Origin of the sequence: Streptomyces sp. A2-16 (assembly GCF_018128905.1) — a bacterium.
Classification (GTDB): domain Bacteria; phylum Actinomycetota; class Actinomycetes; order Streptomycetales; family Streptomycetaceae; genus Streptomyces.
In genome coordinates this window covers 9,608,269-9,622,102 of the sequence record NZ_CP063808.1, presented here as the reverse complement: position 1 = coordinate 9,622,102, position 13,834 = coordinate 9,608,269, and the positions used below count along the sequence as shown (strand labels likewise).

Annotated in this window: 15 protein-coding genes; 7 read left to right on the top strand and 8 right to left on the bottom strand. The window is 72.6% G+C overall.

Annotation, left to right across the window (positions count from 1 at the left end; all coding sequences use genetic code 11):
- Positions 1 to 85 precede the first annotated feature (85 nt).
- Positions 86 to 268, bottom strand: a complete 183-nt coding sequence (locus IOD14_RS43250) for a hypothetical protein (protein WP_007383124.1) — start codon at positions 266 to 268, stop codon at positions 86 to 88.
- A gap of 96 nt (positions 269 to 364) precedes the next feature.
- On the opposite strand from IOD14_RS43250, the gene upp reads away from it, so the two are divergent.
- On the top strand, positions 365 to 1,000 hold the full coding sequence (gene upp, locus IOD14_RS43245; protein WP_123990263.1) for a uracil phosphoribosyltransferase: 636 nt from the start codon (positions 365 to 367) through the stop codon (positions 998 to 1,000).
- Positions 1,001 to 1,362: 362 nt separating this feature from the next.
- Here upp and IOD14_RS43240 read toward each other — a convergent pair whose 3' ends face one another.
- Together IOD14_RS43240 and IOD14_RS43235 are read right to left on the bottom strand one after the other, a co-directional pair.
- Positions 1,363 to 1,998, bottom strand: coding sequence for a LytR C-terminal domain-containing protein (locus tag IOD14_RS43240; protein ID WP_249126224.1), 636 nt, complete (start codon positions 1,996 to 1,998; stop codon positions 1,363 to 1,365).
- Between the two features lie 99 nt (positions 1,999 to 2,097).
- The gene (locus IOD14_RS43235; RefSeq protein WP_003999914.1) at positions 2,098 to 2,394 is read right to left on the bottom strand and encodes a type II toxin-antitoxin system VapB family antitoxin; all 297 of its coding nucleotides are present in this window, start codon (positions 2,392 to 2,394) and stop codon (positions 2,098 to 2,100) included.
- A gap of 170 nt (positions 2,395 to 2,564) precedes the next feature.
- Between IOD14_RS43235 and IOD14_RS43230 the strand changes: the two genes are divergently transcribed.
- Positions 2,565 to 4,130: a helicase HerA-like domain-containing protein gene (locus tag IOD14_RS43230; protein ID WP_212673525.1), complete on the top strand. Its 1,566-nt coding sequence runs from the start codon at positions 2,565 to 2,567 to the stop codon at positions 4,128 to 4,130.
- Positions 4,131 to 4,319: 189 nt separating this feature from the next.
- On the opposite strand, the gene IOD14_RS43225 is transcribed toward IOD14_RS43230, so the two are convergent.
- The 4 genes from IOD14_RS43225 to IOD14_RS43210 all read right to left on the bottom strand — a co-directional run bounded on the left by IOD14_RS43225 (position 4,320) and on the right by IOD14_RS43210 (position 7,010).
- A complete protein-coding gene (locus tag IOD14_RS43225; RefSeq protein ID WP_249126223.1) occupies positions 4,320 to 4,634 on the bottom strand; it encodes a hypothetical protein in 315 nt (104 codons plus the stop codon).
- Between the two features lie 134 nt (positions 4,635 to 4,768).
- Positions 4,769 to 5,443, bottom strand: coding sequence for an HdeD family acid-resistance protein (locus IOD14_RS43220; protein ID WP_123990262.1), 675 nt, complete (start codon positions 5,441 to 5,443; stop codon positions 4,769 to 4,771).
- A 208-nt stretch (positions 5,444 to 5,651) separates the two neighbouring features.
- Positions 5,652 to 6,239 (bottom strand): HhH-GPD-type base excision DNA repair protein, encoded by a 588-nt coding sequence (locus tag IOD14_RS43215; RefSeq protein WP_123990261.1) that lies wholly within the window; start codon positions 6,237 to 6,239, stop codon positions 5,652 to 5,654.
- Between the two features lie 33 nt (positions 6,240 to 6,272).
- Positions 6,273 to 7,010, bottom strand: a complete 738-nt coding sequence (locus IOD14_RS43210; protein WP_212673114.1) for a siderophore-interacting protein — start codon at positions 7,008 to 7,010, stop codon at positions 6,273 to 6,275.
- A 78-nt stretch (positions 7,011 to 7,088) separates the two neighbouring features.
- Between IOD14_RS43210 and IOD14_RS43205 the strand changes: the two genes are divergently transcribed.
- The 5 genes from IOD14_RS43205 to IOD14_RS43185 all read left to right on the top strand — a co-directional run bounded on the left by IOD14_RS43205 (position 7,089) and on the right by IOD14_RS43185 (position 13,018).
- Positions 7,089 to 9,179 (top strand): penicillin acylase family protein, encoded by a 2,091-nt coding sequence (locus tag IOD14_RS43205; protein ID WP_212673113.1) that lies wholly within the window; start codon positions 7,089 to 7,091, stop codon positions 9,177 to 9,179.
- 8 nt (positions 9,180 to 9,187) lie between these two features.
- A complete protein-coding gene (locus tag IOD14_RS43200) occupies positions 9,188 to 9,799 on the top strand; it encodes a GNAT family N-acetyltransferase (protein ID WP_123990258.1) in 612 nt (203 codons plus the stop codon).
- Positions 9,789 to 10,256, top strand: a complete 468-nt coding sequence (locus tag IOD14_RS43195) for a cupin domain-containing protein (protein ID WP_212673112.1) — start codon at positions 9,789 to 9,791, stop codon at positions 10,254 to 10,256. The genes IOD14_RS43200 and IOD14_RS43195 overlap by 11 nt, the downstream gene beginning before the upstream one ends.
- Positions 10,253 to 11,005 carry an SDR family NAD(P)-dependent oxidoreductase gene (locus IOD14_RS43190; RefSeq protein WP_212673111.1) on the top strand — a complete coding sequence of 251 codons (753 nt, stop codon included), beginning with the start codon at positions 10,253 to 10,255 and terminating at the stop codon, positions 11,003 to 11,005. Before IOD14_RS43195 ends, IOD14_RS43190 begins: the two co-directional genes overlap by 4 nt.
- 123 nt (positions 11,006 to 11,128) lie before the next feature.
- Entirely contained in the window at positions 11,129 to 13,018 is a 1,890-nt protein-coding gene (locus IOD14_RS43185) for a copper resistance protein CopC (protein WP_212673110.1), read from the top strand.
- On the opposite strand, the gene IOD14_RS43180 is transcribed toward IOD14_RS43185, so the two are convergent.
- Entirely contained in the window at positions 13,002 to 13,826 is an 825-nt protein-coding gene (locus IOD14_RS43180; RefSeq protein WP_212673109.1) for a DUF72 domain-containing protein, read from the bottom strand. The two genes, IOD14_RS43185 and IOD14_RS43180, sit on opposite strands and share 17 nt — an antisense overlap.
- Positions 13,827 to 13,834 lie beyond the last annotated feature (8 nt).

Here is a 13,834-nt window from a genome sequence, read left to right as displayed (position 1 = left end):
TGTTCAGCGCACCTTCAGTGCCCCGTGAATGCTCCACGCGGGCTCTGTGAGCGCTCCCTCGGGCGTGCCGGACACGTGATCTTCCTTACCAGCGGAAGGTCCGCATGCGCATCGCGTGCCGCAGCCGGGCCACCTTGGCGCGGCGCGGCTGTACCCGGTCGCGCAGTTCCCGGGCCTCCGCGAGGTCCCGCAGGAACTGTGCGCGTCGGCGCCGGCGCTCGGCGTCGGTCTCCTGTGACGACGGTTCGTGCTCAGGCAGGTCAGGCATCGGTTCACCACCCCAGTCCGTCCCTCCCACTTTCCCCCGGTCGGGCGGTTTGACGCCAGCGCGAGCGGTTCGGTGGACCCGGCTACTGTTGTGGACATGCGTCTCCACGTCGTCGACCACCCTCTGGTCGCCCACAAGCTCACCACGCTGCGCGACCAGCGCACCGACTCCGCGACTTTCCGTCGGCTCGCCGACGAGTTGGTCACCCTGCTCGCCTACGAGGCCACGCGCGACGTGCGCACCGAGGCGGTCGACATCCGGACCCCGGTCGCCGGGACGACCGGGGTGAAGCTGTCCTACCCGCGGCCGCTGGTGGTGCCGATCCTGCGGGCCGGGCTCGGCATGCTGGACGGCATGGTCCGGCTGCTGCCGACCGCCGAGGTGGGGTTCCTCGGCATGATCCGCAACGAGGAGACGCTGCAGGCCACGACGTACGCCGCGCGTATGCCGGAGGATCTGTCCGGGCGGCAGGTGTACGTCCTCGACCCCATGCTCGCGACCGGCGGGACGCTGGTGGCGGCGATCCGCGAGCTGATCAAGCGGGGTGCGGACGATGTGACGGCCGTGGTTCTGCTGGCCGCGCCGGAGGGCGTGGAGATCATGGAGCGGGAGCTGGCGGGTACGCCGGTGACGGTGGTGACGGCCGCGGTCGACGATCACCTCAACGAGCACGGCTACATCGTGCCGGGGCTTGGGGACGCGGGGGATCGGCTGTACGGGGCGGCGGAGTAGGGCGGCGGGTGTTTTTGCGCCCCTGATGCCTGCGGCGCAGCTGCGGGTTCGGTGGGGGCGTGTGCAGCGCGTGCGGTTCGGTGGGTGGGTCGGGGCCGGGGTGGGGGGTATCCGTCCTCGGTCCGGCGGCTCGGCCGATTCAAAAGGGCCCGGTAACGGACGCCGGCCGCTGCGGGCGGACACCCCCCACCCCGTCCCCTTCCCGCCGTACGCGGCAAACCGCCGGTGGTGGCAACGGCCCATCCCGGCGCAGGTGACTGCAACTCCCTAGGGGCGCGGGGAACTGCGCGACCAGCCCCCACCGGCCGGCAGCCGCCCGACAACCGAACCTGGCACCCCAATAGGCGCCCCCCTACGACCCCTCAGCACCCCTTCTTCGACGCAGTCGCCGTCGGCACAGGGGCGTTCAGCGCGGACAGCGCCTTGGCGGCGGACGCCTTGGCGGTCAGGCTCTTGAAGGCCGTGCCGATGATCAGGTCGACCTCGGTGCCCTTGCGCGTGTCGGTGCGGGTCTCCGCGGTGGTCAGCTGGGTCGCGAGGACCGGGAGGGAGGTTTTGAGGGCGGAGGACGGGCCGAGCAGTATCCCGGTGCCCTTGACCTTCTTGTCGTAGGTCGGCGTCGCGTTGCCCACGTCGCCGATCTTGAAGCCCCGCTTCTTCAGTTCGTCCGCCGTCTTCTTGGCGAGTCCGCCGCGCGCCGTGGCGTTCAGGACGTTGACGGTGATCTGGCCCGGCTTGGGGAGCGGTGCCGCGGAGGGGGACGGGCCGACCTTGGTCGCGCAGTCCGCCTTGGGGCCCGCCGCGGAGGCCTTGTCGCCGCCGCCCGTGAAGACGTCGATGAGCTGAAGCGTGCCCCAGCCGACCAGGCTCAGCGCGGTGACGGAGGCCACCACGCCGAACACGAGCCTGCCGCGCCGCCGGGGCCGACGCATCCGGGGGTACTTGTCTCCCGTGATCCGGTACTTACCGCCCATGCCGGGGGGCGTCAGCATGCTCATGGGCGCAGCGTAGTGCGCCGGGGCGGCGATGCCTACTAGATGATCATTGACCGCGGCGCAGGAGAACCCGAAAGGGCCAAACCTTTACAGCGTGGTCACTCAGTCCAGCTCGAGCACGCGCGCGTGCAGCACCTGTCGCTGCTGGAGCGCCGCCCGCACCGCGCGGTGCAGGCCGTCCTCCAGGTACAGGTCGCCCTGCCACTTCACGACATGCGCGAACAGGTCGCCGTAGAACGTCGAGTCCTCGGCGAGCAGGGTTTCCAGGTCGAGTTGGCCCTTGGTCGTCACCAGCTGATCGAGGCGGACCGGGCGCGGTGCGACGTCCGCCCACTGCCGGGTGCTTTCCCGGCCGTGGTCGGGGTACGGCCGGCCGTTTCCGATGCGCTTGAAGATCACACGGAAAGCCTACCGGTCAAGACCTTCCGGGCGCAGCCATGGCGACCGAGTGCGACGCTGGAAAAAAGCTGCCAAACGGGGCATAACGGGAGCAGGGGTTTGGTATGAGCGAGCGAAAGACCCCACCGGAGGGCGTGACGGGGGCCGCCGCGGGAACTGCCGACCGGGCCATGCCGGAGGCACAGTCGGGCTCCGCCGCTCTGCCCCGGGAGGCCCTGGAGATCGCCGCCGGCTACGCCTTCACGGGCCCCGCCCTCGATCTGGGCGCGCTGCTGTGGGACGGCGTCTGTCTTCCGGACGCGCAGGTCAGGATCCCTCTGCCGATGCTCAACCGGCACGGGCTCGTCGCCGGTGCCACCGGCACCGGCAAGACCAAGACGCTCCAGCTCATCGCCGAGCAGCTGTCGGCGCAGGGGGTCCCGGTCTTCCTCGCCGACATCAAGGGCGATGTGTCGGGCATCTCCCAGCCGGGTGTGCGGAACGAGAAGGTGCAGTCCAGGGCCGCGGAAGTGCATCAGACATGGGTCGCCGGCGGGTTTCCCGCCGAGTTCTACGCCCTCGGTGGCATCGGGCACGGCATCCCCGTGCGGGCCACGGTCACCAGCTTCGGACCGGTGCTGCTGTCCAAGGTGCTCCAGCTCAACCGGACCCAGGAGCAGTCCCTCGGCCTGATCTTCCACTACGCCGACCAGAAGGGGCTGGAACTGGTCGACCTGAAGGACCTGCGGGCCGTCGTCGCCTTCCTGACCTCCGAGGAGGGCAAGCCCGAGCTGAGGAACATCGGGGGGCTGTCCACCGCCACGGCCGGGGTGATCCTCAGGTCGCTGACCGCCCTGGAGGCGCAGGGCATGGCCGACTTCTTCGGGGAGCCGGAGTTCGACACCGCCGAGCTGCTGCGGACGGCGGACGACGGGCGCGGGCTGGTGTCCGTGCTGGAGCTGGCCGCCGTACAGGACCGGCCGCAGCTCTTCTCGACCTTCCTGATGTGGCTGCTCGCCGATCTGTTCCACGATCTGCCGGAGGTCGGCGACGCCGACAGGCCGAAGCTCGTCTTCTTCTTCGACGAGGCGCATCTGCTCTTCAACGGGGCCTCGAAGGCCTTCCTCGACTCCATCACGCAGACCGTCCGGCTGATTCGCTCGAAAGGGGTCGGCGTCTTCTTCGTCACGCAGACCCCGAAGGACGTACCGGCCGACGTCCTCGCCCAGCTCGGCAACCGTGTCCAGCACGCCCTGAGGGCCTTCACCCCCGACGACCAGAAGGCGCTGAAGGCGACCGTGAAGACCTTCCCCGACTCCGCGTACGACCTGGAGGAGCTGCTCACCGGGCTCGGGACCGGGGAGGCCGTCGTCACGGTGCTGAGCGAGAAGGGCGCTCCCACGCCCGTGGCGGCGACGCGGCTGCGGGCCCCGGAGTCCCTGATGGGGCCCGTGGACGCCGGTGCCCTGGACGCGGCGGTCGCGGCCTCGCCGCTGCACGGACGTTACGCACAGGCTGTGGACAGGGAATCGGCGTACGAGAAGCTCGGCTCGCGCGGGGCCAAGGGCCCGGACGAGATGAAGGCCCCGGACGAGATGAAGGCCCCGCCCCCGGCCGCCCCGCGCAAGGAGGAGCCCTCCGTCGTCGAGCAGGTCGTCGGCAGCGGCATGTTCAAGTCCCTCGCGCGGTCGCTGGGCACGCAGATCGGGCGTGAGATCACCCGCTCGGTCTTCGGTACGGCCCGGAGGAGGCGGTAGCCCGCCTCCTCCGGAGGATCAGCCGCGCTTCTCCTCCCGCACCGGTGGCTTCTGCTTCGTGCTCTGCGGTTTCGGCGCACTGCGCGCGGCCTCCGCGCGCAGCAGGGCGCGCAGGACCGCGTACGGGTCGACGGGCATGACGGTGTTCCTTGCGTGAGTGCTGAACAGGCATGGCGGAAGCGGGCTCTGTCAGCAGCGCAGGACCACGGAACGCAGGACGGGCAGCGCGTACGGCGGTCGTGGCGGCGCCGGGCGGGGACGGTCGGCCGGCACCCCGGGGACCGGCTCCGGTCGCGGTGCGGGGCGCAGCGGTACGGCCGCGCGCTGGGCGGCCCGGGCCGGCGGCCGCAGGGCGGTGTCGAGGACGTCGTGCTCGGCGATCTCACCGGCCACGACGTGGGCCGCGTGGGTCTGGGCGGGGGCGCCCGGGACCAGGAGGGCGAGGAGCAGCACGAGCGCGCGCAGCCAGGCATGGCGATGCGGGGGGCGTCGTACGGTGCTCACGCAGGTCGTCTCCCCCTCCGACGCGCCTGCTTCATCACTTCGGCCGTGGAATTCACCCGGTCGCAGCAGTGCCCGCGTGAGGGCGGCGCCCGGACGGGGACGGTGCCCGCAAGGGGCCGTGAACGCGGTCGGGTTCAGACCGTCCGCGGCACCTGCCGGGCCCGGCCGCGGATGCTGAGCGCGGTGACGATCTCGACGACTCCGACGACGACCAGCCAGATCCCGCCGACCAGGGTCAGCACGGCGACCGACTCGAAGGGGGCGTCGATCAGCACGATCCCGGCGACGAAGGTGAGCGCTCCGAGGAAGATCTGCCAGCCACGGGCCGGCATCGAACGGTCGGAGGCGGCGGCCAGGGTCTGGGTGATGCCGCGGATCAGCCAGCCGATGCCGATCCACAGGGCGAGCAGCAGGATCGACCGCATCGGGCCGCGCAGACAGAACAGGCCCAGCAGGATCGACAGGGTGCCGCTGATGAAGGCCAGGACGCGCAGGGCGGTCGTCCTGTGGGTGCCGAAGGCGGCGACCAGCTGGAAGATGCCGCTGATCAGGAGGTAGACGCCGAACAGGACACCGGCCGCGAGCAGGGAGGCGCCGGGCCAGACCAGGACCAGCACCCCCAGGATCAGGGAGGCGATCCCGGTGAGCAGGACGACCTGCCAGGCGGCGCGGGCGAGGGTGTGCAGGGGGCCCTCGAAGGGCGGCTCCGGTTCGTGCGGCGCGCTGCCCGGCGCGCTGCCGGTCGGGTGGCCCGGAGGGTGGCCCGCGTGGACCCTGCGGTCGTCGAAGCGGTCGTCGAACTCGGTCATGATCCATGGTGGGACCGCCGCCCACGGCACTGCCACCGGGGCGGGCCACCCAGCTGACCAGGGCTACCCGTGCCGGTCACGACGGCTCCGGCCGGTCGCGACGGCTCCGGCCGGTCGCGACGGCTCCGGCCGGTCACGACGACCTCGGCCGGTCACGACGACCTCGGCCGGTCACGACGCCCCCGGCCGCTCGCGACCACCCCGGCCGCTACGACTTCTTGGCCGCCTTCGCCGCCGCCTTCATCTCCTGCTTGTGCGCGCGGACCTTGGTCAGTGACTCGGGGCCGGTGATGTCGGCGACGGACCGGAAGGACTTCGGTTCGCCGTAGGCGCCCGCGGCCTCCCGCCAGCCGTTGGGCCGGACACCGAGCTGCTTGCCCAGCAACGCCAGGAAGATCTGGGCCTTCTGCTTCCCGAACCCGGGCAGCTCCTCCAGGCGGCGCAGCAGTTCGCGTCCGTCCTCGACGCCCTTCCAGACCAGCTCGGCCTCCCCGTCGTAGTGCTCGACGAGGTACTGGCACAGCTGCTGGATCCGTTTGGCCATCGACCCGGGGTAGCGGTGCACGGCCGGCTTCTCGGAGAGCAGCGCGGCGAAGGCGTCCGGGTCCTGCGCGGCGATGTCGTGCGCGTCGAGGTCGTTCGCACCGAGGCGGTCCGCGATGGTGCGGGGCCCCTTGAACGCCCACTCCATCGGGACCTGCTGGTCCAGCAGCATCCCGACCAGCGCGGCGAGCGGGGAGCGGCCGAGGAGTTCGTCGGCCTCGGGGTCCTGGGCGAGGTGCAGGGTGACGTCCATGACCCCGATCATGCCCCCGCCGGCGGCGCGCCTCTACCGGGAGCCGGCGGGCTGGTCCCTCCAGTAGCCGAGCGCGTTCACCCGCTCCTTGGCGACGCCGAGGTCCTTGCGGACGTACGACGACAGGGCCCGGGTCGTCGCCGTGTCGCAGGCGATCCACACGTACGCGTCGGGGTGGCTCTTCAGCAGGTCGGGCAGTTCCGCCTTCGCCTGGGCGACCAGGTGCGCCCCGGAGTCGAGGCGCAGGATCCGGCGGACCTCGTGGCGGGTCGGGTCGGTGCGGAAGGGCAGGTCCTCGTCGCCGCCCTCGAACCAGACGGTCGCGGGGGAGGAGTCCAGGGCGTCGAGGAGGGAGTTGAGGGCGGGCAGGGAGGCGGGGTCGCCGAAGGCGAAGACGTGGGAGGGCTCGGGATCCGGGTGGTCGAAGCCGGTGCCGTGGACCGTGGCCTCGATGGTGTCGCCGGGCTTCGCCGTGCGGGCCCAGTCGCTGGCCACGCCGTCGTGCAGGGCGAACTCCAGGCTGAAGGTGCCGGCCTCGGGGTCCGGGTCGACCAGGGTGTACGCGCGCTGATGCGGCTTGCCCGCGGCGGAGAACCACAGGCGCACCCACATCGTGGGGTGGACGCCGGTGGCGGCCAGCATGCCGCCGTCGGTGAGACGCACCCGCCGGTAGTCGCCGGTGACGTCCTCGGCGCCGGTCACGGTGAACACGAAGTCCTTCGCGCGCAGCAGTCTGAGGACCGCTCCCTCCCAGCCGTGCCCCTGCCCCATGACCTTTTCACCCCTCGCGTACGATTCCCACACCAAGTTAACTTAGGTAAGCCTAACTTAAAGTGAGCGGGTGTGAGGGTGAGCATGGAGATCTACCGCGACGCCTGGGGGATTCCCCATCTCCGCGCGGGCAGCGCGCGTGAACTCGCCCGCGCCCAGGGCCGGGTCACCGCCCGCGACCGTGCCTGGCAGCTGGAGGTCGAACGGCATCGCGCACAGGGCACCTCGGCCGCCTTCCTCGGTGCCGGGGCCCTGTCCTGGGACACCCTCGCGAGACGGGCCCGCCTGGCCGACACGGCGAGACGCTGTTTCGCCGCGCTGGAGAGACGGGACCCGGAGACCGCCGAGTGGGTGCGGGCCTACGTCGACGGCGTGAACGAGGAGCTGCCGTCCACCTCGGCCCCCGAGTTCGCCCGTGTCGGGCTCGCCCCGGGGCGCTGGGAGCCCTGGACCCCGCTCGGCGTCTGGCTCGCCACGCACATCCTGTTCGCCGGCTTCCCGGCCAAGCTGTGGCGGGACGAGGCGATACGGCACCTGGGGCCGGACGCGGTCCGCCTCTTCGCCACCGACGGCCCGGGCACCGCCGGCAGCAACGGCTGGCTGGTCTCGGGCGCCCGCACCACCACCGGGCACGCCGTCCTCGCGGGCGACCCCCACCGCTACATCGAGGACCCGGGCGTCTACCAGCAGATCCGCCTGGCCTGCCCCGAGTTCGACGTCATCGGCCTCGCTGTGCCCGGCGTCCCCGGCATCGCCCACTTCGGCCACACCGGCACGGTCGCCTGGTCCATCACCAACGCCATGGCCGACTACCAGGACCTCTACCGCGAACGGCTGCGCCGCACGGGCGCCGGGGTCGAGTCCCTCGGCCCGGGCGGTCACTGGCAGCGCGCCACCCGCCACACCGAGACCATCGAGGTCGCGGGCGAACCCCCGGTCGAGATCGAACTGATCGAGACCGAAAGGGGCCCGGTGATCGCCGGAGGCCCCGAGGGCCTGGACGGAGGAGTCCTGGAGGAACCGGACGACCTCCGGTCCGCCCCCCTCGCCCTCGCCCTCCGCTACCCGCCCCGGGTCACCGAGGACCTCGGCTTCAGTGCGCTGCTCCCCCTGCTCCGTGCCCGTCGTACCGCCGACGTGGACCGGGCGTTCGACGTGTGGGTCGAGCCCGTGAACGTCGTGCAGGCCGCCGACACCGAGGGCGGACTGCTGCACCGGGTCGCCGGAAGGGTCCCCGTGCGCGCGGAGGCGAACCGGCTGCGTCCCGTGCCCGCCTGGGAGCCCGGGCACGACTGGCAGGGCTGGCACGACACCCCCCGCGCCGGTCTCACCGACGGCATCGCCGTGATGGCCAACCAGCGTGGCCCCGCCACCCCGCTCGGCGTCGAGTTCGCCCCGCCCCACCGGGCGCACCGCATCACCGCCCTGCTGAAGGAGAAGACGCACTGGTCGGCCGCCGACATGGCGCGGATCCACACGGACACCCGACTCGCGTCGGCCCAGCCCCTGCTGGATCACATCGAGGCCCTGCACGACCTGAGCCCCGCGGCCACCACCATGAGGGTGACGCTGCTGCGCTGGGATCGCCGCATGGACGCGAGCAGCGGCGAGGCCGCCCTGTACGCCGCCGTACGCAGCGCGGTCGTACGACGGCTCGCCGCCCACCCCGCGTTCGAGGCCCTGACCAGCCCGCCCGCCTACCCCGATGTCCTCCTCCCCTGGCTCGGCCTCGTCCCCCGAGTCGCCTTCGCGCTCGAACATCTGCTGCGCGCCGAGGAGTTGTACGGCATCGACCGGCCCGGGACCGTGCGGGCCGCCCTGGAGGAAGTGGCCGCCGAACCGCCGCGGGGCACCTGGGGCGACACCCACCGCCTCGTCCCCTGGCAGGCGCTTCCCGAGCGCGAGTGGGACGCCCCCGCCCTCTCCGGCGACCACGACTGCGTCCTGTGCACCTCCGCCGTGCCCGGGCTCACCGATCTCGCCGCGCGCGGCCCGGCCGCCCGCTACGTCTGGGACCTGGCCCGCCGCGAGGACAGCCGCTGGGTGGTCCCGCTGGGCGCCTGCGGCACACCCGGCTCACCCCATCACCGCGACCAACTCCCCTTGTGGCTCAGGGGAGAACTCGTCCCGGTCGGCACCGACTGGCAGCAGCTGAAGAAGGAAGACTGAGGAGACCGATGTCCCACACCCCCACCCGCGAAGCGGTCCACACCCGGACGGTGGACGGCTTCGGCACCGTCCGCATCCTGCGTCTCGACCCGCACGCCGACGCGGCCACCGTCCACACCTGGGTGCGCGACGAACGCGCCCGCTTCTGGGGCATGAACGGCCTCACCCGGCAGCAGGTCGCCGAGATCTACGCCCACTTGGACACCCTCGACACCCACCACGCCTATCTGCTGGAGAAGGACGGCGAACCGGCCGGGCTGCTCCAGACCTACGAACCGGAAGCCGACCGCGTCAGCGAGTGCTACTCCGTCGAACCCGGTGACATCGGCATCCACCTGCTGCTCCCGCCCCCCGGCCCGCACGGCACGCGTCCCGGCTGGTCCAAGGCGCTGCTGTCCGCCGTGGCCTCGTACGTGCTGCTGGCCCTGGACAGGCGACGGGTCGTGGTCGACCCCGACGTGCGCAACGAGAAGGCCATCGCCCGCTTCCTGAAGCAGGGTTTCGTGGCCGGAGACACGGTCGTGCTGCCGGAGATCGACCTCCCGGACGTGCACCTGCCCGAGAAGCACGCCCAACTGGCCTTCCTGGCAAGGGAGGTAGCCTTTCCGGGTGACGCCTGACGACCTCGTCGCCCACTACGGCCTGATACCGATCCCGCGTGAGGGCGGGCTGTTCCGGCAGACCTGGGCCGGAGCGGAGCGCGCCGACGGCAGACCGCACGGCACGGCGATCGTCGCCCTGCTGACCGCGGACGACTACTCCGCCCTGCACCGCCTGCCCAGCGACGAGGTCTGGCACCACTACCTCGGCGACCCCCTGGACCTCCTGCTCCTCGCCCCGGACGGCACGGCGGCCACTGCCGTCCTGGGCCCGGACATACGCGAGGGACAGCACCCCCAGCTGACCGTCCCCTCGGGCACCTGGATGGGGGCCCGCACCCGCGGCGCATGGACCTTCTTCGGCTGCACCATGGCACCCGGCTTCACCTACGAGGACTACGAGCACGGGGACGCGGCCGAACTGACGGCGCGTTATCCCTCGGAGGCCGCCCGGATCGCGGCACTGTGCCGCCCATGAGACTCCTGGAAGGACAGGTCGCCCTGGTCACGGGCGCCGGCGGCGGCATCGGGCGGGGGATCGCGCTGCGGTTCGCCGAGGAGGGCGCCGCGGTCGCCGTCCACTGCCGTACGGCTGCGGCGGCCGCGCGTGACGTGGCGTCCCGGATCGAGGACTCGGGCGCCCGGGCCGTCGTACTGGAAGCGGATCTGCGGGACGAGGACCAGTGCCGGCGGCTGGTCCGGGAGGCCGCCGCGTGGGGCGGTGGACTGACCGCCCTGGTCAACAACGCCGGCGTGCAGCCCGTCCAGCCCCTGCCCGGGATGACGGCCGCGCAGTGGCGGGCCGTCGTCGACACCAACCTCACCGGCGTCTTCGCCTGCACGCAGGCGGCCGCGGAGCTCATGCGACAGGGCGGGTCCGTCACCCACATCGCGTCCATCGAGGCGGGCCGGTCCGCACCCGGGCACGCCCACTACTCCGCCTCCAAGGCCGCGGTCGTGGCGCACGCGCGGGCGGCGGCCCTGGAGTACGGCCCGCACCGCATCCGCGTGAACACCGTCTCGCCCGGGCTGATCGACCGGGAGGGGCTGGCGGAGGACTGGCCGGAGGGGCTCGAGCGGTGGGTCCGTAAGGCGCCCCTGGGGCGGCTCGGGCGCCCCGAGGACGTGGCCGACGCGTGCGTGTTCCTCGCCTCGCCGCTCGCGTCCTGGATCACCGGGCACGACCTGGCCGTGGACGGCGGAATGTCCGCCCGGCCGACCTGGTGAGCGCTCGGGGGCTCGCGTCCGTACCTATCGGGAAGACCTCGAGCCCAGGTACGGAGTAGTGACGTGAGGTGTGAGCGTGCAGGCAGCAGCGCAGGCCGGCGAGGGCGAGGGCTTCAAGGGCTGGTGCTGCTGGGCACCGTGCTGGTCCTGCTCCTCTTCGGCGGCGCGGGAGCCGCGTCGGCCCACGCGGCCCTCCGGTCCACCGACCCCGAGGACGGAACCGTCCTCAAGTCCGCCCCGCGTGACATCACCCTGACCTTCACCGAGTCCGTCGGCCTGCTCGACGACTCCTTCCGGGTGCTCGACCCCGACGGCAAGCGCCTGAAGGTCGGTGACGCCGGACACGGGCCGGGCGGTTCGGACACGGCCCGTGTCTCCCTGCCCGCCAAGCTCGCCCAGGGCACCTACACGGTGGCCTGGCGGGTCGTCTCGGCCGACAGCCACCCCGTCTCCGGCGCCTTCACCTTCTCGGTCGGCAAACCCTCCCCGGCCACCGTGGTCCTGGACACCGGCCCGACCGAGGACCCGGCCACCGAGAGCCTCTTCAACATGGGCCGCTACCTGGCCTACCTCGCCGCGGCCCTGCTCATCGGCACCGCCGTCTTCCTCACCGCCTGCCGCCCGTCGGAGCCGTCCCGCCTGCGTCCGCTCCTGTGGGCGGGCTGGGGCACCCTGCTCGGCTCGACGCTGTTCCTGCTGGTGCTGCGGGCCCCGTACGAGTCCGGGGCCGGCCCTGCCTCCGCCTTCTCGCTGAGGGCCTTCCAACGCACCCTGAGCACCCGCCCGGGAGAAGCACTCCTGGTCCGCCTGGCACTGCTGCTGGTCGCGTGCTTCTTCGTCGTACGACTGCTGCGGCTCGGCGAGTCCAGGCTGCCGCGCGCGTGGCAGGCGGCGGGCGGAGTGCTCGCCGTGGGTCTCGCGCTGACCTGGGCCGCCGCCGAGCACGCGTCCGCCGGGATCCAGGTGCCGGTGGCGATGACGTCAGCGGTCCTGCACGTCCTGGCGATGGCGGTGTGGCTGGGCGGCCTCGCGGCCCTGCTCACCCTGCTGCACCGGGCGTCGGCGCAGGTCCCGGCCGCCGTCGTCGCCCGCTTCTCCCGCCTGGCCTTCGTCTCCGTGACCGTCCTGGTCGCCACCGGCGTCTACCAGTCCTGGCGCGGCCTCGGCTCCTGGGACGCGATCACCGGCACGACGTACGGGCATCTGCTCGTCCTCAAGCTGTTCGCGGTGACGCTGCTGCTCGCGGCGGCGAGGCTGTCGCGGCAGTGGACGGGGCGTCTGGTGACGGCGGCGGCCGAGGTCGAGGCGGAGCCGGTCGTACGGGAACGGGTCCCGGAGCGGGTGGGCGCGCCGGAGGCGGCGACGGAGACGCAGGCCGGTTCGGGCGCGGGTGCGGAGGCGTGCTCGGGTGCGGAGGCGGGTGTGAGTGCGGACGCGGGTGTCGGCACTGGCTCGGGTGCAGGCGCTGGGTCGGGCGTGGGCGGGGGCTCGGGGCCGAAGTCCCCCGCTCCCCGGGGCGACTCCCCGGCGCACCGGCGTGCGCTGCGCCGTTCCGTGCTCACCGAAGTGGCCGTCGGAGTCGTGGTCCTGGTGCTCAGCACCGTGCTGAGCGGCACGCTGCCCGGCCGGGCGCAGGCCGAGGCGGCCGAGGCGGGCCCGGCCACGGGCGGACTGCCCGCCGCCTCCCTCACCGAGCTCCCCTTCGCCGTGGGCGGTGCCTCCGGCAAGGTGCAGGTCACCCTCGACCCGGGCCGCACCGGCGACAACTCGGTCCAGGCCATCGTCTACGCCGCCGACGGAGGCCTCGCCACCGTCCCCGAACTCCGGCTGTCCTTCACTCTCCCGGCCAAGGAGATCGGCCCGATCGACGCCCAGCTGAAGAACAAGGGCGGCTACTGGGGCACGAACGACCTCACCCTTCCCCTCGCGGGCGACTGGCGGATGAAGGCGACCATCAGGGTCTCCGACGTCGACCAGATCAGCGTGACGAAGACGGTCAGGATCGTGGGCTGAGCAGCTCCGCCATCGTCTCGGCGGCGTGCACGGCGGCGGCTCCGCAGCAGTTGTTGAACAGCACGTGGAGCTCGTCGGCCGACCCGGCCAGTGCGTGCAACCGCGGTACCCATTCGGTGAGTTCGGCGCGCGAGTAGTCGTACCGGAAACGCTCCTCCTTGCTGCCGCGCCCCCAGGAGGCACTGCGTCCGTGGAAGCGCACGACGGACATCCGGGACGCGGTGACGGGCACGACCGGCGGCAGCGAGGTGGGCAGCCCCTGCGCCATGTCCACCCCGACGGCCGCGAAGCCGTGCTTGCCGAGCAGCGCGCGGGTGAGGTCCTGCTGCCCCTCCTCCCACCAGGCCGGATGCCGGAACTCCACGTGGACGGGCCAGCCGGCCGTGCGGTGCGCGGTCTCCTCCAGGAACCGCTCCGCCCGCGTCCCCGGCCGCAGCCACGGCGGGAACTGGAACAGCACCCCGCCGAGCCGCCCCGCCTCCCGCAACGGCTCGATCCCGGCGGCGAACCGGGCCCACACCTCGTCCAGCGGCACGTCCGCGAGGGCCGGTTGCCTTACCGGATGCCCGGTCAGCGGCGCGTACGCCTTCACGTCGAACACGAACCCGGCGGGCGTGCGCTCCACCCACAGACGGCTGTTGCGCTCGCCGGGCAGGGCGTAGAACGAGGCGTCCACCTCGACCACCGGGAACCGTTCGGCGTAGTACCGCAACCGCCCCTCGGCGTCCCGCCGCCCCGGTGGGTACCAGCCGCTGCGCACGAGCGCGGGATCGGTCCAGGAGCAGGTGCCGACGAGGATGCGCGTCATGGGGGCCC